Source organism: Streptomyces sp. NPDC042371, assembly GCF_056437465.1.
On the sequence record NZ_JBWKAP010000004.1, the window covers coordinates 95,904 to 113,725 of the forward strand.

The following is a 17,822-nucleotide window of genomic DNA, read 5'->3' on the forward strand; positions in this document are numbered from 1 at the left end:
CTCACTTGAGCTGCCCCGCCGTGAAGTACCCCTCGTCCACGAGGAGTTGCGTGTTCTTCTTGTCGATGCTGACCGGGTCGAGGAGGTAGGACGGCACGACCTTCTTGCCATTGTCGTACCCCGTGGTGTCGTTGACCTTCGGCTTCTTGTCGTTCAGGACGGCGTCGCCCATGGCCACGGTCTGCGCGGCCAGCTTGCGGGTGTCCTTGAAGACCGTCTGCGTCTGCTCGCCCCTGATGATGGACTTCACCGACGCGAGCTCCGCGTCCTGACCGGTGATCACCGGCAGCGGTCTGCTCTTGGAGCCGTACCCCGCGCTCTTCAGCGCCGAGATGATGCCGAGCGAGATCCCGTCGTACGGCGAGAGGACCGCGTCGACCTTCTCCGTGCCGTAGTTCTTGCTGATCAGGTCGTCCATGCGCTTCTGCGCGGTGCCACCGTCCCAGCGCAGCGTGGTGGCCTGGTTCATCTTCGTCTGCTTGCTGCGGACGGTGAGGCGGCCGCTCTTGAAGTACGGCTGCAGCACCTTCATGGCGCCGCTCCAGAAGTACTTGGTGTTGTTGTCGTCCGGCGACCCCGCGAACAGCTCGATGTTGTACGTGTCGCCGGACGTGTCGTCCGGCTTGCCGAGCTTCAGCTTCTCGACGATGTACTGCGCCTCCAGGCGGCCGACGCGCTCGTTGTCGAACGACGCGTAGTAGTCGACGTTCTCCGTGCCGAGGATGAGCCGGTCGTACGAGATCACGGGGATGCCCGCGTCGTGCGCGCGCCCCAGGACGTCGGTGAGTGCGGAGCCGTCGATGGCGGCGACCACCAGGAGACCACGCCCCTTGGTGATCATGTTCTCCAGCTGGGCGATCTGGTTCTCGACCTTGTCGTCGCCGTACTGCAGATCCGTCTTGTAACCGGCCTTCTGGAACTGCTCCGCCATGTTCTTGCCGTCGGCTATCCACCGCTCGGAGGACTTGGTGGGCATCGCGAGGCCGATGGTGGCGCCCTTTCCGGCGTCCGGCTTGTAGCGGCTGCCGCCCTTGGCCTCCTGGCCGCAGGCGGTGAGCGAGCCGAGCAGGACGGCGGTGGCCACCGCGGCGGTGAGGCGCGTGCGGATGGGCATGGGTCAGCTCCTTTCCGGGAAGCGGTTCAGGTCGCCGGGCAGACGCGAGCCGAGCGGAGACATCCCGCCGTCGGCGCCGTGCCGGGCCAGGAGGTCCAGGGCGAGCCGCCCGCGGCGCACCCGCTCGCGGGCGGTGTCGAGGGTGAGGTCGCGCAGATGGGCGCCGTACGGATAGATCCCGGGCGCCTTCGCGAGCCCGAACTTCAGGTACAGCGGGGCGCCGCGCCGGATCAGCTCGGCGATCTCGTACATGCGGACGTAGCCGCCGAGGTCGTCCGGCGCCTCGACGTACAGGTCCATCGGAGCGCCCGACACCCGGCGGATCTCCGTGAGGTGAGCGAGTGTCAGGTCACTCGGCACGTTCAGCGAGTCCGCGCCGAGCCGCTCGTACACGGCATAGGCGGCCGGATTGACCGGACCGATCAGCGCGGACACCTTCAGCGTCGTGTCGGCCGGAATGATCCCGGCGGTCCGGGCCCGGTGCAGCGTCCACAGCACGCCCTCGTCGGCGACGAGCAGACACGTGACGCCCAACTCCGTTGCGCGCACGGCGTCTTCGACGCATCCGGCGACCCCGTCATGGCCCCGGGCGCGCAGCCCGGCACCGTGCGAGTCGGTGCGCACGGAGGCGCCGGTGTCCCAGGTGCCGCGCGGCCCGGTGAACAGGCAGAGCTCGATGTCGCGCTCGGCGGCGCCGCCCACCATGTCGGTGATCTCGGTGTCGGACAGCATCCAGACGCCGCTGCCCTGGCTGATGCGGTGGATCGGCACGTCGAGCCGCGCGGACTCCTTGAGCACGACGCCGAGCGCCTCGGGCCCCTCGACCGAGGGAATCTCGACCCGCCAGGCACCGCCGTCCGGGAAGGCGTGCGGGGAGGCGTCGGCGGGATCGGGGGAGGGGGCGGCGAGACCGAGGGCGGTGAGGGCGGGTTCGCCGGGCTGTCGGGGAAGGGGAGACGAAGGGTCGGTCACGGTTGTCCTTTGCATCGGATCATCACGTCCGAAATCTCGAACGAGGTTCGTGTCTTTGGGTGTGAGTCGGTACGGCCGCGCATCACGTGGGCCGACGAGGTGTTGTGCTCAGGGGCGCGGGGAACTGCGCGATCAGCCAGACACAACCCGCAGCCAAAAAACTCAGGGCAGCAGCAAGACCTTCCCGGTCCCGGGATCACCGCCCCCGACAAGGGCGACCGCCTCCCCGAACCGCTCCAGCGGAAACTCATGCGTGATGAGGGGAGCCGGGTCCAGCAGCCCGAGCCCGAACGCCCGCACCGCCTCCGCCCACGCCGCGGACGACGCCCCGAATACGGACCGCACCTCCAGCTGACTGAGGGAGAGATGTACGGGATCGATCCCCACGGCCCCCGCCGTGAACATCCCCGTGAGCACGACTCGCCCGCCCCTGCGGGCGAGCAGACAGGACGACGCGGCCGTGGTCGCGGCCCCCGCCGTCTCGACCACGAGGTCGAAGGAGCCGTGGACCGCCTCCGCCTCCGCCTCGGCGGGCGACAGCGCGCAGGTCGCCCCGAAGCCCAGCGCCAGCGCCCCGCGGGCCTCGCGCGGATCGACGACGGCCAGCTCGGCGGGGCTGACCGCCGCGAGCAGCTGCACGGCGAGCAGCCCGAGCGTCCCCGCGCCGACCACCGCGATCCGTTCGCCGGGCCTGGCCCGCCCCGCCCGCACGGCCCCCGCGATCACAGCGGACGGTTCGAGCAGTGCGGCGGCCCGCAGGTCCGCGTCGTCACGCAGCGGATGCAGCAGCCGCGCGGGCACGACGACATGGTCGGCGAAGGCGCCGGGTTCGGTGAACCCGGTCTCCGCATAGCCGCCCGTGCACAGGCTCGTCTCGCCGCACCGGCAGCGCTCGCAGACCCCGCACGCCCGGAACCCCTCGGCGACGGTCCTGCGCCCGACGAGAGCGGGGTCGGCCCCGGCGCCGACGGCCACCACGGTGCCGGACCACTCGTGGCCGGGAATCACCGGGTAGCGGACGAACGCGGCGTCACGGTGTCCGTCGTACACCTCGCGGTCGCTCATGCAGATCCCGGCGGCGGCGACCTCGACGAGGACCTCGCCGGGGCCTGGGTCGGGGCGGTCCCCGGTGACCAGGCGGTGGCTGCCGGGGCGGTCGACGACGACCGCGCGCGACGTCATGCGCCGGAGCCGTCGGGTGAGCGCTTCTCCCAGCCCTCGGCCCACAGGTCGAACCGCGCCTGCTGCTGGGGGAACTCCGCCGCGGCGTCCGTGTCAAGCTCGACGCCGAGGCCCGGCGCGTGCGACAGCTCGAAGCAGCCCGTCTCCGGATCGACCTGCGGCGCGCCCTTGACGACCTTCTTGATGGCGGCGTCCGCGAAGTCGTTGAAGTGCTCCAGGATCTTGAAGTTCGGTGCGGTGAAGCCGACTTGCAGCGAGGCGGCGGTCAGCACCGGGCCGCCGACGTTGTGCGGGGCGACCAGCATGTAGTGCGTCTCGGCCGTCGCAGCAAGCTTGCGGGTCTCCCAGATGCCGCCGATGTGGCCGACGTCGGGCTGGAGGATGTCGGCGGCCTGGCTCTCGAACAGCTCGCGGAACTCGAGCCGGTCGTGGATGCGCTCACCGGTCGCGACCGGCATGTCCACCTTCGCCGCGACCTTCTCCAGGGCCTTCAGGTTCTCCGGCGGCACCGGCTCCTCCAGCCACGCGGGCCGGAACGGCGCGAGCTCGCGGGCGAGCCGGATCGCCGTGGCGGGCGAGAACCGGCCGTGCATCTCCAGCATCAGCTCGGCGTCGGGCCCGATGGCGTCGCGCACGGCCTCGATCAACGACACCGCGTACAGGCTCTGTTCGTGGTCCAGTTCGTAGTGCCCGGTCCCGAACGGGTCGATCTTCAGGGCGCGGTAGCCGCGCTCCATGACGCCCTGTGCGGCCTTGTGGTACGCCTCCGGGGTGCGCTCGGTGGTGTACCAGCCGTTCGCGTACGCCTTGACGCGGTCGGTGACCTTCCCGCCGAGCAGCTGCCAGACAGGGACCCCGAGCGCCTTTCCCTTGATGTCCCAGCAGGCCATCTCGATGACGGCGATGCCCGACATCACGATCTCACCGGCCCGGCCGTAGTCGCCGTACTTCATCCGGCGCACGAGGTCCTCGACCGCGAACGGGTCCGACCCCTGGATGTGATGGGCCTCCGCCTCGCGGAGGTAACCGATGAGCGCGTCGGTGTGGCCCAGCATGCGGGTCTCGCCGACACCGGTCAGGCCCTCGTCGGTGTGGACCTGGACGTAGGTGAGATTCCGCCAGGGCGTTCCGACCACATGCGTGCTGATTCCCGTAATGCGCAAGGCAGTTGCCCCTTGACTTGTTCGGTATTTCGTCACACGTTCGAAATGTTGGCGTGACGGTATTCACGGTGGCCTGAAGGTGTCAATGGGTCGCGCGCAACGGTCTTGGGCGGGCGTGGCGGGCGCCGTGCCGGGACCCGACGGCCATTGCGCCGCGAACTGCGCCGTGCCTAACCTGTGTTCGTCATACCGATCAGCGACCGAAGTTTCGGACGCGCGCAGGGTGGGAGGCCGAACTCATGGGACGACTGGTGCCCGCGGTGACCAGGTCGCTGGACATACTCGAACTGTTCCTGGAGGGCGACGGGACGTTCTCCGCGCCCGAGGTCACCCGCAGACTCCAGCTGCCGCGCACCACCGTGCACGAGCTCCTGACCACCTTGGCGGCCCGCTCCTATCTCGTCCAGATACCGGATCAGCCAGGGCGCTACCGCCTCGGCGTGCGCACCTACCAGCTCGGCAGCCGGTACGCCGAAGGGCTGGACCTCGCCGCCGAGGGCAGGCAGGTGGCCCGGGAGGTCGCCGAGACCTGCGACGAGACCGTCCACGTCGCCATCCTCGAGGACACCGACGTCATCTACATCGCCAAGGTCGACTCCACGCACGCCGTGCGCATGGTCTCCGCGGCGGGCCGCCGCCTCCCCGCGCACTGCACCTCGGTCGGCAAGATGCTGCTCGCCTCGCTGCCGCAGCACGAGCTCGAATCCCGCGTCCGTGGCCGGGAGTTCACCGCCATGACCCCGCACAGCATCACCGACCCGGACGAGCTCCTCACCGCACTCGCCGGGGTCCGCGAGCAGGGCGTCGCGGTCGAGCACCGGGAGTCCAACCCGGACGTGAGCTGCGTGGCCGCGCCGGTGCGGGACGGTGCCGGGCAGGTCGTCGCGGCCCTCTCCATCTCCGTGCCGATGATCCGCTGGACCGAGGAACGCGAGCGCGAGCTGGCCGACCTCGCCGCCAAGGGCGCCTGGGACCTGTCGCTCCGCCTCGGCCACCGGGGCACACGATGAGCCGTGCGTACGACGTGGCGGTGCGCGCGGAGGCCTCGCTCGGCGAAGGTCCCACCTGGGACGCGGCGACCGGCCGCCTCATCTGGGTCGACATCCTCGGCTCACGCGTCCACACGTACGACCCCGGGGACGGCCGCCGCACGGTCATGGCCACGGAACAGCACGTCGGCGCCGCCAAGCCCCGCGCGGGCGGTGGCCTGGTCGTCAACCTCCGCGACGGCATCGGCCTCTACGGCCCCGGCGGCGCACCCTTCACCTGGCTGGTGCGCGACCCCGTGCCGGGCCGCCGCGGAAACGACGCGGCCGTCGCGCCCGACGGCGCGCTCTGGGCGGGCACCATGCGCTACGACGAGGCGCCCGGTGGCGGCAGCCTCACTCGCGTCGCCCCCGACGGCACCGTCACCGAGCAGCTCGGCGAAGGCGAAGTGGCCGTCAGCAACGGCACGGGATGGAGCCCGGACGGCCGCCTCGTCTACTACGCCGACAGCCCGACGCGACGCATCGACCTACTGGACCACGAAGGCCAACACGCCCTGAACCGGCGGCCGTTCGTGCACATCGAGGAGCGGGCGGGCTTTCCCGACGGCCTCACCGTGGACGCCGAAGGATGCGTGTGGGTCGCGCTCTGGGACGGCGGGCAGATCCGCCGCTACACCCCGGACGGCCGCCTCGACAGGGTCGTGGAGCTGCCCGTGCGCCGTCCCACGGCCTGCGCCTTCGGCGGACCCGGCCTGCGCGACCTGTACATCACCACGGCCCGCACCGGCCTCGACCGTCCGCACCCTCTCTCGGGGTCGGTCCTGGTCGTGCCGGACGCGGGCCGCGGTCTGCCGGGGTTCGCCTTCGCGGGCTGAACTCCCGCGCTGGTCTCAGTCCTTGAGCTCCCTGAGGTACTTCCCGAACTTCTCCAGGCCGTCGATGTTGCGCGGCCCGCTGATGCCCTCGTTGTAGTCCAGGACGAAGAAGTTGTTCTTCTTGACGGCGGACAGCTCCTTCGTGTGCGGGGACTTCTTCAGGAACTCGATCTTCTTCTTCGCGGGCTGGTCGCCGTAGTCGAAGACGATGACGACCTCGGGCTCGGCCTTCGTCACGGCCTCCCAGTTGACCTGCGTCCAGCGCTCGTCGAGGCCGTCGAAGATGTTCCTGCCGCCCGCGCTCTTGATGATGTCGTTGGGCGGCACCTGGCTGCCCGCCGTGAAGGGCTGGTCGGTGCCGGAGTCGTAGAGGAAGACCGGCACCCGCTCGCCGCCCGCGGGCGCCTTCTTCTCCACGGCCGCCACGCGCTTCTTCAGGTCACCGACGACCCGGTCCGCCTTCTTCTCGACCCGGAAGATCCTGCCGAGCCGCTCCAGATCGCTGTAGAGCGCCTTGAACGGGGTGACCTTCTCCGGGTAGCCGGGGTAGTTGAAGCAGCTCTCCGTATGCATGAAACTCTGGACGCCGAGTTTGTCGAGGATCTTCGGGGTGATGCCGCGCTGGTCGCTGAAGCCGGAGTTCCAGCCCGCGACGACGAAGTCGGACTCCGCCTCGACGACCAGCTCCTTGTTGAGCAGGTCGTCGCTGAGCATCTTCACCTTGGCGTACTCAGACGCCCAGGGCGACTCGCTCACCGGCGGGTTGGCGGGCGGCATCACATAGCCGTGGACGTGCTCGGTCAGGCCGAGGCTGAACAGCTTGTCGGCGCTGCCGCCCTCGTACGCGACCGCCCGCTGGGGGACCTTGTACGGCACGGACTCGCCGCAGCGCTTGACGGTGACCTTCTTCTCGGACGCCTCGGCGCCGCCGTCCGAGTCGATCTCGGCGCCGCAGCCGCTCAGGGCGAGTGCGGCCGCGAGTGCGGAGGCGAGGGCGATGGATCTGGGGTGGGGCATGGGGAGTTGGTGCCTTTCAGAGGGAGTTCCGCTCAGAGGGAGTTCCGCGAGGGGTGGAGTGCGTACAGGAGCTGCGGGTCGCCCGTCAGGGGGTGCGGGACGACGGTCGCCCGCACGCCGAAGACCTCGGCCATCAGGGGCGCGGTCAGCACGTCCTCCGGCGGCCCGGACGCCACCAGGCGCCCCTGCGAGAGCACCCCGATCCGGTCGCAGGCGGCCGCCGCGAGGTTGAGGTCGTGCAGCACGACCAGGACGGTGGGCCCGGCGCCGCGCAGATGCGAGAGGACCGCTATCTGGTGGCGTACGTCGAGGTGGTTGGTCGGCTCGTCGAGCACCAGGACGTGCGGCTCCTGGACCAGGGCCCGGGCGAGCAGCACGCGCTGGCGCTCCCCGCCCGACAGGGTCAGGACCCCGCGCTTGGCGAGGTGGCCGATGTCGAGACGCTCCATCTCCCGTGCGCACAGCTCCCGTTCGCGGGCGGTGAGCGGCTGGTTGCCGCGCTGGTGCGGGGTGCGGCCGAGCGCGACGACCTCCTCGACCGTGAAGTCCAGGTCGACGGCGCCGTCCTGCGTCATGGCGGCGACGAGCTGCGCACTGCGGCGCATCGTGAGCCGGGACATGTCGTCGCCGCCGACGAGGACCGCACCGGAGGCCGGGCGTAGCGCGCGGTACACGCAGCGCAGCGCCGTCGACTTCCCGCTGCCGTTCGGGCCGACCAGGCCGACGACCTCACCGCTCCCCACATCGAGGGAGAGGTCACGGACGAGGCTCTTGCCGTCGATGTCCACGGAGATTCCGTCGATCCGCAGATCCATCTCAACGCCCCCCGAACGTATAGCCCTTGCGGCGCATCAGGCCGATGAAGACCGGCACTCCGACGAGCGCCGTGATGACGCCGAGCGGCAGCTCGCGCGGGGCCACCACGGTCCGCGACAGCAGATCCACCCAGACCATGAAGACCGCCCCGGCCAACGGGGCGACGGCGAGCACCCGGGCATGGGTGGCGCCGACCACCATCCGCACCAGGTGCGGCATGACGAGCCCCACGAAGCTGATGGCGCCGCTCACGGCCACCATCACGCCGGTGATCAGGGAGACGAGGACGAGCAGCGCCGTGCGGTGCCGGTCGGGGCTGACGCCCAGGCTGGCCGCGGTCTCGTCGCCCAGCGCCAGGACGTCGAGCGCCCTGCCGTACCGGTGGAGCACGGCGAGGCCCAGGAGCACGGCCGCGGCGACGACGGGCAGCGCGCCCCAACTCGCCGCGCCGAAGCTGCCCATGGTCCAGTACAGGACCATCGACGTCGCCTCGCTGTCCGGCGCGAAGTAGATGATCACGCTCATCACGGCCTGGAACCCGAGGGACATCGCCACGCCCGTCAGGACGAGCCGCAGCGGCGAGAGCGCGCCCCGGCTGGAGGAGGCGACGTACACGAGGAACGAGGCCACGAGCGCTCCGACGAAGGCACCGGCGGACACGGCGTACACACCGAGGGCGGCAAGCCCGCCGGTGACCGTGACACCGACCGCGCCGACCGACGCGCCCGAGGACACACCGAGCACGAAGGGATCGGCGAGCGCGTTGCGCACCATCGCCTGGATGGCCACGCCGACCGCGCTCAGTCCGGCGCCCACCAGGGCCGCGAGCAGCACGCGCGGCGTGCGGATCTGCCAGATGATCTGGTACGTCGTCGTCTCGTCCGCGTCGATATGTCCGCCGGTGAGGGCGGCCCACAGGAGGCGGGCGGTGTCGGCGGGCGTGACCACGGCGGCGCCGAGGCCGATGGCCACGACCACGGAGACCAGCAGCAGGAGGAACAGGGCGACGCAGGTCAGGACGAGGACTCTGGGCGAGGAGAGGCGCTCCCGCAGGTCGGTTGGGGGGAGGCCCGTGTCGCTTAGGCCGGTGTGGCGTACGTCGGTGTGGCCGGTGGTGCTCACGTGGTGTCCGTCCTCTCCCCGTCCGCCCCGTCAGCCCCGATCGCCCCGCCCGAGCTGCTCGCGCGCAGCACCAGCGCCGCCGCGCCGAGCGCCGCGACGACCAGGGCGCCGAAGACCGCGGCGGTGCCGGGGTACCCGGCGAGGCCGAGGCCCGCGCCCCCGAGCGCCGCGCCCGCGAACACGCCGAGGCTCTGCCCCGCCGCGTTGAGGCTCAGCGCCGAGCCGCGCAGCGTCGTCCCGCAGCGCCGCACGATGAGGCTGACGACGCAGGCGGCGACGACGGCGTGGCTCGCCGCGTGCAGCGCGGTCATGGCGAGGGCGAGCGGCAGCCAGTGCGTGAAGTAGAAGCCCACGACCGAGACGAGCGCGGCGACGAGGCCGACGGCCAGCAGGCGTTCCGTTCCGATGCGTGGTTCGGCCGAGTTGGTGATCCGCCCGGTGAGGAGGTTGCTGACGAAGAACGACGCGCCGCTCAGCGTCCACACGAACGCGAAGAGCCCGGCATCGAGGTCGAACCGCTCCTCGTAGAAGGCCGCGAGATACGACAGGTATCCCATGAACACCGCGGTGCGCAGGAACCCGATCAGCAGCACGGGCACCACGCCGCGCACCGCCGCCAGGGCCTTGAACGAGGCGAGGTAGCCCAGGCGCGGCCCGTCCGCGACGGCTTCCTCGTCCGGCTTCGCGTGCCGTCCCCGCCGGGCCACGAAGACCGCCGCGAGCAGCAGCGACACCACGGTCACCGCGAACAGGTCGCCCTGCCAGCCCCAGAACAGTGCGGGCAGCGCGATGACCGGGGCGGCGAGCATCGCGGTCATGGACGTGGTGGCCGTGACCAGGGTCGCCGCGCGCCCGGCCGCCCTGCCGGTGCCGAAGCGGTCGGCGGCCGCGGCGGTGAGCGCCGGGTTCAGTACGGCCGTACTTGCCCCGATGAGCAGGCAGAACACGGCGAGCAGCAGGAAGTCCCCGCTGGCGCCGAGGGCTGCCGAGGCGCCGAGCGCGGCGAGCGCGCCCGCCGCCGCCCACTCCCTGGGCACCCGGTCGATGAGCGGGGCCAGCGCGGTGCCGACCAGCAGGGCGGCGAGCCCGCCGAGCCCGCGAAGGCCACCCATCGCCGCGACGCTGCTGCCCGCCTCGTCGGCGATGGGCACGAGGTACGTGCTGAAGACGGTGAACGGCAGCAGACCGACCGCCGAGGCGAGCAGCACGGGCCAGAGCGTGCGCGCCATGCGCAGATCGCCGGGCGGCGCGTCCTCGTCGCGGTCTTCTTCAGTAGTGCAGTCCTTGGTGGCATCGGCGGCATCGGTGGCATCGGTGCTCACGCCGCTGCCCCGTTCGGCGCGAGGGCGGCGCGGTAGCGGTACATCGGGGTGGCGTCGGCGCTGAACTGGGAGAACGTGAACGGCTCCGCGTTGAGTCCGGTGACGCCCGCGCCGAGGAAGGCGCGGGCGACGGCGCTGCCGCTCTGCGCGTAGACGATCAACGGCACGCCGTGTTCGACGCAGTGCCGCAGGATCAGGTCGAACGTGCCGTTGCTGAGCGTCATGCCGGTGGCGATCACGGCGTCGGCCCCCGCGAGCACTTCGGTCATGTCGTCGGTGACGGGCTCGCCCCACGCCGTCGTGCGCAGGTTCAGGTCGCAGGGCAGGCAGACGCCGCCCCGCTCGCGTATCGCCGCGACGAGCGGGTTGACCACGCCGATCAGGGCGACCCGCGCGCCGGGCTCGATGTCGAGCAGCCCGGCGACGGCGGCGTCGCGGGCCTCGGCGCGCTCCTCGGGCGTGCCGGTCGGCAGCATGACGCGCTCGGCGTCGTCGGCGTCGCGGTGCGGGCGCACACGGGCGAAGTACGCGTCGAGCGCGGCGGTCCGCACGGGCGCGGCCTCGTCGCGGAGCAGCTTGTCCAGGGAGTGTCCCGAGGCGTTCTCGCAGAAGCCCGGGGCGAGTTCGCCCGCCTCGAAGGAGCAGGCGCCGAAGGAGTCGCCGACGCGGAGCAGCAGGTAGTGGTTGTGGTACGTGACGTTTCCGCCGGCGAGCCGCGTGGTGTTGTAGAGCCAGAACGCGCTGGTGACGGTGAGGTCGGCGGGGTCGGGTCCGTGGGCGCCCGCCAGGACGGCGTCGATGAGCTCGGCGACGGTGTGGGGCGTGGTGTGCGACATGGGGGTTGGTTTTCTCTCCGGGGTGGGCGGGGTCGGCGGGGTCGGTGGGGTTGGCGAGGTCAGCAGCGTGGCGGGGAGGTTCACGAGGCGGTGGCGGGCCAGGCCGTCGTGGACCAGGGGTGCCGCAGCTCGTCGAGCGAGGTGATCTCGTGCGGCTTCAACGTGTCGATGTCCAGGGCCTGTTCGTGCCGGGCGTAGGCGCTCTCGACGTAGCGGTGACCTGTGTCGGCGGCGATGAAGACGTACGTGCGCGTGTCGTCCCTGCGCCGTTCCCACAGTGCGGTGAGGTAGGAGGCGCCCGCCGAGAGCCCGGCGAAGATGCCGCTGGTGCGCAGCAGGGCGACGGCGCCCGACACGGCGCTGTCGAAGTTCACCCAGTGCACGCGGTCGTACAGCTCGTGCCGGACGTTGCGGAACTCGATGGCGCTGCCGATCCCCGCGATGATCATGTCCGGGTCCGCCACGTGCTCGGATCCGAAGGTGACGCTGCCGAAGGGCTGCACGCCGACGAGTGACACGTCGCGGCCCGCCTCGCGAAGATATGTGGCGAGGGCCCCGGTGGAGGCGCCCGAGCCCACGCCGCCGACCAGTGCGAGCGGCCCCGCGGGCAGGTCCTTGTCCATCTCCGCGGCCACGTCGCGGTAGCCGCGGTAGTGGATGTCGTCGTGGTACTGCCGCATCCAGTGGTACGAGGGGTTGTCCGCCAGGATCTCGGCGATGCGCCGCACCCTCAACTCCTGGTCGAGGCGCAGGTTCTTGGAGGGCGCGACCTGCTCCAGTGTGGCGCCGAGTATCTCCAGCTGCACCCGGGTCGACTGGTCGACGGTGGTGGAGCCCACGATGTGGCACTTCATTCCGTACCGGTGGCAGGCGAGTGCGAGGGCCTGGGCGTAGATGCCGCTCGAGCTGTCGACGAGGGTGTCGCCGGGCCGGACGGCGCCCGACGCGAGCAGGTGCCGGACGGCACCCAGGGCTGAGTAGATCTTCATGGTCTCGAAGCGGAGGCAGGCCAGATCCGGTGCGAGGGATATGAGATCGGGTTTCTTCACCGCTTCGGCGATGTGTGCGTGCATGACGGAGTTCCCCCGGTAGGGACGAGAGGGCAGGGAGGTGCGCCGGGGGAGTGCGGGCGGCCCCCGGGAACGCCGAGAGCATCACACTAGATGAAAATGATTGTCAAGAGCGGTTAATTTCGGCACACTGGTCCGCGCGGGGTGCCGTGCCGGGTGCGCCGCGATGTCGAGAGGAGTTGCGTGAAGCTGTTCCAAGAGGCCGGAACCCGGTCTCGCCCGCCGCGCCGAGAGGCGCCGTCAACGGGGGTCGGCACCGCCTTCGGCACCTTCGGCGAGCTGCTGCAGGGCGTGCTGCCGGAGGAGGACGGGGACTTCCTCGTCACGCTGCCCGTGGCGCGCTGGACAATGGCCGCGTACCGGCAGGGGCCGGCGTCGGGGAAGCTTGAGGTCCGGCCCGCGCACAAGACCAAGGCACTGCAACTGGCGCGCATGATCGCCGACTTGGCGCCCGGGAAGGCAGGGTGCCCGCCCGGCGGGGTCCTCACCCTCAGCAGCGTGATCCCGGAGGGGAAGGGGCTCGCCAGCTCCTCCGCCGACCTCGTCGCCACCGCGCGGGCCGTTGGCAGGGCCCTCGACGTCCCCATGCCGCCCGCCAGGATCGAACGGCTCCTGGCCCGCATCGAACCCACCGATGGCGTGCTCTACCCCGCGATCGTTGCCTACCACCACCGCAGCGTCCGCCTCCGCGCGGTCCTCGGCTCGCTGCCCGCCATGGCGGTTGTCGGCGTCGACGAGGGCGGCTCGGTGGACACGGTGGACTTCAACCGCATCCCCAAGCCGTTCACGGCCGCCGACCGGCACGCCTACGCCGGACTGCTCGGACGGCTCACCGACGCGGTGCGCGGCCGGGACCTGGCGGAGGTGGGCCGGATCGCCACGCGCAGCGCCCTGATGAACCAGTCCCTGCGCCACAAGAGGTCGTTGGAGCCGATGCGGGCCATCTGCCGCGAGGTCGGCGGCCTCGGCGTGGCCGTCGGGCACAGCGGTACGACCCTGGGGATCCTGCTGGACGCCACGGACCCGGCGTACACGCGCCGCGTGACGGCCGCGGCGGAGGCGTGCGGCGAGCTGGTGGGCGGGGTGCACGGTGGAGCGTCGGTCGGGGTGTCGGTCTACCGGACCCTGAGCTTCGGCAACGTGCCCGCCCCGCCGGGGGCGCCGTGACGGGCGCACCCGCCACCGGTGCACCCCTCAACCGTGCACGCCCACCCCGGACAGGCCCGGCGCCAGTTCCGGTCGCAGCACCAGGTCCGGATGCGCGATTACCCAGAGAATCTTCATGCCCCGATCGTCGGCCGCGGGCCCCGCCCGCAACGATTGGCCACATGGTCATGGTTCGCAAGGATCTGGCCAGTATCCGGCCCTACGGGAACTCGGGCCCCACCGCGTCCGACTCCTGGAGCGGTGCGGACCGACCGGTCCGCGACGTGGTGCGATTCAGGAGCGGTGATGGCTGAGGACTACCGGCGCAGATTCGTGCCGCCGCCCGCACTCTGCGGCTTTCTGTTGCTGATGGTGCTGGTCTTCGCCGCGTCGTACGCCGTGGGCAGGGCGGCAGGTCCTGTCGCGCCCGGCATACACGACTCGACGACGGACTCGGGGCCGGGTTCGGGCTCGGGGACCGGCAGCGGTTCCGATTCCAGCACCGGATCGGGCGGCATGGGCGGCATGCACGGCGGAGGCCACTGATGGGCGTCGGAGCGGCGGACGCCGTGGTGACCACCGACCTGGCCGTCGGCGGCATGACCTGCGCGGCCTGTGTGAAGCGGGTCGAGAAGCGGCTCGGCAGGCTGGACGGGGTGACCGCCACGGTCAACCTCGCGACCGGCCGCGCCCGGGTGAGCCACCCGCCGCACGTCACCCCCGACGAACTCGTCACCACCGTCCAGCAGGCGGGCTACACGGCGGAGCTGCCGGAACCGCCGCGGCAGCCCAAGCCCGGACGGCAACAAGAGGAACAGGGACAGCAAGAGGAACAGCGACAACAAGAGAAGCAACGGCAAGAAGAGAAGCAACGGCAAGAAGACCGCAACCGGCACCAACAGCGGCAACAGCTCCTGATCACCGCCCTGCTCGCCGTGCCCGTGCTCGTCCTCTCCATGGTCCCCGCCCTGCAGTTCCGCAACTGGCAGTGGCTGTGCTTCGCGCTCACCGCGCCCGTCGCGACGTGGGGCGCGTGGCCCTTCCACCTGCGCGCGCTGCGCGGCCTGCGGCACTCGGCGGCGACCATGGACACGCTGGTCTCGCTGGGCGTCGCGGCCTCCTTCGGCTGGTCCGCGTACGCGCTCTTCCTCGGCGGCGCGGGCGACCCCGGCATGACGATGCCGTTCACCCTGCTGCCGTCCGCCGACGACGGCACCGCGCACGTCTATCTGGAGGCGGCCGTCGGCGTCCCGCTGTTCGTGCTCGCCGGACGGTTCCTGGAGGCGCGGGCCCGGCACGGCACCGGGCAGGCGTTGCGTTCCCTCGCGGGGCTCACGGTCAAGGATGTCGCCGTACGTGAGGGGGGTGCCGAACAGCTCATCCCCATCGAGCAGTTGGGCGTGGGCCAGGTCTTCGTCGTCCGGCCCGGCGAGCGGGTCGCCACCGACGGCGTCGTCGTGGAGGGCAGCTCCGCCGTGGATCTGTCCCTGGTCACGGGCGAGAGCGAGCCCGTCGAGGTCGGGCCGGACTCCGGGCTGACCGGCGGCGCCGTCAACGCGGGCGGGCTGCTCCTCGTCCGCGCCACGGCCGTCGGCGCCGACACCCAACTGGCCAGGATCACCCGGATGGTGACCGACGCCCAGGCCGGAAAGGCGCGCGCACAGCGGCTCGCCGACGAGGTGGCGGGCATCTTCGTGCCGGTGGTGCTCGCGCTCGCCGCCACGGTGCTCGGCTTCTGGCTCGGTGCCGGAGCGGACCCGCAGGCCGCCGTCACCGCCTGCGTGGCCGTGCTCGTCGTCGCCTGCCCGTGCGCCCTCGGCCTGGCCACCCCCACCGCCCTGATGGCCGCCACCGGCCGCGGCGCCCAGCTCGGCGTCCTGGTCACCGGGCCGCAGGCCCTCGAAGCGCTGCGGCACGTCGACACCGTCGTCCTGGACAAGACCGGCACCCTCACCTCGGGACACATGAGCGTCGTCACGGTCACGGCGGCGCCCGACGGCATCGGCCGGGAGGCCGCGCTGCGGCTCGCCGGAGCCGTGGAGCAGGGCTCGGAACACCCGCTGGGCCGCGCGATCACCTCGTACGCGCGAAAGTCCCTGCCCACGGAGCACCTGCCCGAAGAGTCGCTGCCTGAAGTGCGCGCGTTCGGCGCCGTGGCCGGGCAGGGCGTCCGGGGCGAGGTCGACGGGCACCTGGTCGAAGTCCGCTCTCCCGGCGACGAGTTGACCGGACCGCTCGCCCGCGCCCTGACGGCGGCCGAGGACGCCGCGCACACCCCGGTCCTGGTCTTGGTGGACGGCGTGCCCGAGGCGGTCATCGCCGTAGGCGACCTGGTCCGCCCCGGAAGCTACCGCGCCGTGGACCGCATGCGGCGCCTCGGCGTGCGCCCCGTCCTCGCCACCGGCGACCGCGAGGCCACCGCCCGCGCCGTCGCGGGGAGCCTCGGCATCGACGAGGTGCACGCCCGCTGCACGCCCGAGGGCAAGGCCGCTCTCGTACAGGAGTTGAGGGAACGCGGCCGCCGGGTCGCGGTCATCGGCGACGGGGTGAACGACGCCGCGGCGCTCGCCGGTGCCGACCTCGGCATCGCCATGGGCAGCGGCACCGACGTGGCGATCGGGGCCGCCGACGTGACGCTCGTCCGCGGCGACATCGAGGCCGTCGCGGACGCGGTCCGCCTCGCCCGCCGCACCCTGCGCACCATCCGGGTCAACCTCCTGTGGGCCTTCGGCTACAACGCCGTCACGGTGCCGCTCGCCGCCGTGGGCCTGCTGAATCCCATGGTGGCCGCAGCGGCGATGTCGGCGAGTTCCCTGCTGGTCGTCGGCAACAGCCTGCGGCTGCGCACCTGGCGGCCGACGCGCGGGCCGTCCCCTGGCAGGACTTCGCGCGCGGGCCTGGGAGGCCGACGATGAGCGACACGCACTCCTGGCGGCCGTCCCGCCGCCGCATACGCGAGGGCCTCGGCGGCGCGCTCGAACCCGTCGCCGCGTGCGCGGTGGCCCTGGGCCTGCTGACCGTGTGGACCGGGTCCGGCGCCGCGGGCAGCCCGGCCCACGTCGAGGTCGCCGACGGGACGGTGTTCCTGCCGTTCGGCAGTACGCAGGAGAGCGCCGCGTTCTTCCGGATCACCAACTCCGGCGGCTCCGACGACCGGTTGACCTCGGTGGCGTCACCCGTCCTCGACGACGTGATGCTCGGCCGGTACGCGCCCACGGGCCGCGGGGCCGCCGGGATGCGCATGGTGGACTCCGCCGCCGTCCCGGCCGGTGAGGGCCTCACCATGTCGCCGTACGGCGTGGACGTCATGGTGCGCATCCGCGAGCCGCTGGATCTGGGCGACCGGATCCCGTTCGTCCTGACCTTCCGGGAGGGCGGGACCGTCAAGGCGGAAGCGGTCGTGATCCGCCCGTCCGTGGGCAGCGAAGGGCGGCACGACTGAGAGGGCGACGCCCGTGGCAGCAGCTGACCGGGTGGCCACGGGTGCCCGCCCCCACCTCGTACGCCTCGCTGCTCCCGCCCGCCACGGGGGAGGACGCGTCCCCGAGGAACTCGGATGGAGCCCGGTTCAGTGCTGTTCGGTGGCGAGCCATCCCGCGAGGCCCAGCATGGCCGCTCCCGTCACCCCGTCGAGGACCCGCCGGGTGCGGCGCGTGATGCCCATGCTCTTCAACCGGCTCCCCAGGGCGGCATACCCGCAGGCGCAGCAGAATTCGACGGCGATATAGACGGCGCCGAGCAGCAGAAGCGGAACAGCGACTCCCTCGACTTCACGGGTGAGGAACTGCGGAAGAAACACCGTGAAGAGAATCAGGGCCTTGGGGTTCGAGGCCGCGACGATGAATTCCTGGCGCGCGAGTCGCCCTGCGTCGGAAGAACCTTCTGGAGTGTGTGCCTGCTTCTGCCGCACCGCCGCGAACACCGTCTTTCCGCCCAGCCACAGCAGATAGACCACGCCGCACCACTTGATGATGTTGAAGGCCAGTTCGGATGCGGAGAGAACCGCACCCAGGCCGGATGCCACCGCGATCACCATGAGGGCGAACGCGGCGAAGCGCCCCAGCGAGGCGCTCACGGCGGGGGCCCAGCCATGACGCAGACCGTTGCGCAGGCTCAAAAGCTGATTGGCACCCGGCGTGGCGGCAACCAGCAGGGTCGCAGGGAAAAACGTCGCCCATTCCACGCTCTCCATCATGAA

Annotated in this window: 17 protein-coding genes; 6 read left to right on the forward strand and 11 right to left on the reverse strand. The window is 71.6% G+C overall.

All coding sequences use genetic code 11. The features are described from left to right. Position 1: 1 nt before the first annotated feature. From chvE to AC068B_RS13530, 4 genes are all read right to left on the reverse strand, one after another. On the reverse strand, positions 2 to 1,114 hold the full coding sequence (chvE, locus tag AC068B_RS13515; protein ID WP_478671438.1) for a multiple monosaccharide ABC transporter substrate-binding protein: 1,113 nt from the start codon (positions 1,112 to 1,114) through the stop codon (positions 2 to 4). Between the two features lie 3 nt (positions 1,115 to 1,117). After that, positions 1,118 to 2,086, reverse strand: coding sequence for a hypothetical protein (locus AC068B_RS13520; RefSeq protein WP_478671440.1), 969 nt, complete (start codon positions 2,084 to 2,086; stop codon positions 1,118 to 1,120). Positions 2,087 to 2,248: 162 nt separating this feature from the next. Next, a complete protein-coding gene (locus AC068B_RS13525) occupies positions 2,249 to 3,268 on the reverse strand; it encodes a zinc-dependent alcohol dehydrogenase (RefSeq protein WP_478671441.1) in 1,020 nt (339 codons plus the stop codon). Continuing rightward, positions 3,265 to 4,431 (reverse strand): mandelate racemase/muconate lactonizing enzyme family protein, encoded by a 1,167-nt coding sequence (locus tag AC068B_RS13530; protein WP_478671443.1) that lies wholly within the window; start codon positions 4,429 to 4,431, stop codon positions 3,265 to 3,267. The genes AC068B_RS13525 and AC068B_RS13530 overlap by 4 nt, the downstream gene beginning before the upstream one ends. 239 nt (positions 4,432 to 4,670) lie before the next feature. On the opposite strand from AC068B_RS13530, the gene AC068B_RS13535 reads away from it, so the two are divergent. Beyond that, positions 4,671 to 5,441, forward strand: coding sequence for an IclR family transcriptional regulator (locus AC068B_RS13535; protein ID WP_478671445.1), 771 nt, complete (start codon positions 4,671 to 4,673; stop codon positions 5,439 to 5,441). Beyond that, positions 5,438 to 6,295 (forward strand): SMP-30/gluconolactonase/LRE family protein, encoded by an 858-nt coding sequence (locus AC068B_RS13540; RefSeq protein WP_478671446.1) that lies wholly within the window; start codon positions 5,438 to 5,440, stop codon positions 6,293 to 6,295. The genes AC068B_RS13535 and AC068B_RS13540 overlap by 4 nt, the downstream gene beginning before the upstream one ends. Positions 6,296 to 6,310: 15 nt before the next feature. Here AC068B_RS13540 and AC068B_RS13545 read toward each other — a convergent pair whose 3' ends face one another. From AC068B_RS13545 to AC068B_RS13570, 6 genes are all read right to left on the reverse strand, one after another. Next, complete coding sequence (locus tag AC068B_RS13545) at positions 6,311 to 7,312, reverse strand: ABC transporter substrate-binding protein (protein WP_478671448.1); 1,002 nt, start codon at positions 7,310 to 7,312, stop codon at positions 6,311 to 6,313. 32 nt (positions 7,313 to 7,344) lie between these two features. Continuing rightward, complete coding sequence (locus AC068B_RS13550; protein ID WP_478671450.1) at positions 7,345 to 8,127, reverse strand: ABC transporter ATP-binding protein; 783 nt, start codon at positions 8,125 to 8,127, stop codon at positions 7,345 to 7,347. 1 nt (position 8,128) lies between these two features. Continuing rightward, positions 8,129 to 9,181 carry a FecCD family ABC transporter permease gene (locus AC068B_RS13555; RefSeq protein WP_478672061.1) on the reverse strand — a complete coding sequence of 351 codons (1,053 nt, stop codon included), beginning with the start codon at positions 9,179 to 9,181 and terminating at the stop codon, positions 8,129 to 8,131. A 65-nt stretch (positions 9,182 to 9,246) separates the two neighbouring features. Then, positions 9,247 to 10,572, reverse strand: a complete 1,326-nt coding sequence (locus tag AC068B_RS13560) for an MFS transporter (protein ID WP_478671451.1) — start codon at positions 10,570 to 10,572, stop codon at positions 9,247 to 9,249. Continuing rightward, positions 10,569 to 11,408: a Rossmann-like domain-containing protein gene (locus tag AC068B_RS13565; protein ID WP_478671454.1), complete on the reverse strand. Its 840-nt coding sequence runs from the start codon at positions 11,406 to 11,408 to the stop codon at positions 10,569 to 10,571. Before AC068B_RS13565 ends, AC068B_RS13560 begins: the two co-directional genes overlap by 4 nt. Before the next feature lie 80 nt (positions 11,409 to 11,488). Beyond that, entirely contained in the window at positions 11,489 to 12,481 is a 993-nt protein-coding gene (locus AC068B_RS13570; protein WP_478671455.1) for a pyridoxal-phosphate dependent enzyme, read from the reverse strand. A gap of 186 nt (positions 12,482 to 12,667) precedes the next feature. Between AC068B_RS13570 and AC068B_RS13575 the strand changes: the two genes are divergently transcribed. The 4 genes from AC068B_RS13575 to AC068B_RS13590 all read left to right on the forward strand — a co-directional run bounded on the left by AC068B_RS13575 (position 12,668) and on the right by AC068B_RS13590 (position 17,066). Next, on the forward strand, positions 12,668 to 13,645 hold the full coding sequence (locus tag AC068B_RS13575) for a GHMP family kinase ATP-binding protein (protein WP_478672062.1): 978 nt from the start codon (positions 12,668 to 12,670) through the stop codon (positions 13,643 to 13,645). 285 nt (positions 13,646 to 13,930) lie between these two features. Further along, entirely contained in the window at positions 13,931 to 14,170 is a 240-nt protein-coding gene (locus AC068B_RS13580) for a hypothetical protein (RefSeq protein ID WP_478671457.1), read from the forward strand. Beyond that, positions 14,170 to 16,539, forward strand: a complete 2,370-nt coding sequence (locus AC068B_RS13585; protein ID WP_478671458.1) for a heavy metal translocating P-type ATPase — start codon at positions 14,170 to 14,172, stop codon at positions 16,537 to 16,539. Before AC068B_RS13580 ends, AC068B_RS13585 begins: the two co-directional genes overlap by 1 nt. Continuing rightward, positions 16,536 to 17,066 (forward strand): copper chaperone PCu(A)C, encoded by a 531-nt coding sequence (locus AC068B_RS13590; RefSeq protein WP_478671459.1) that lies wholly within the window; start codon positions 16,536 to 16,538, stop codon positions 17,064 to 17,066. Before AC068B_RS13585 ends, AC068B_RS13590 begins: the two co-directional genes overlap by 4 nt. A 126-nt stretch (positions 17,067 to 17,192) precedes the next feature. Here AC068B_RS13590 and AC068B_RS13595 read toward each other — a convergent pair whose 3' ends face one another. Beyond that, positions 17,193 to 17,819: a LysE family translocator gene (locus AC068B_RS13595; protein WP_478671460.1), complete on the reverse strand. Its 627-nt coding sequence runs from the start codon at positions 17,817 to 17,819 to the stop codon at positions 17,193 to 17,195. Positions 17,820 to 17,822: the final 3 nt, after the last annotated feature.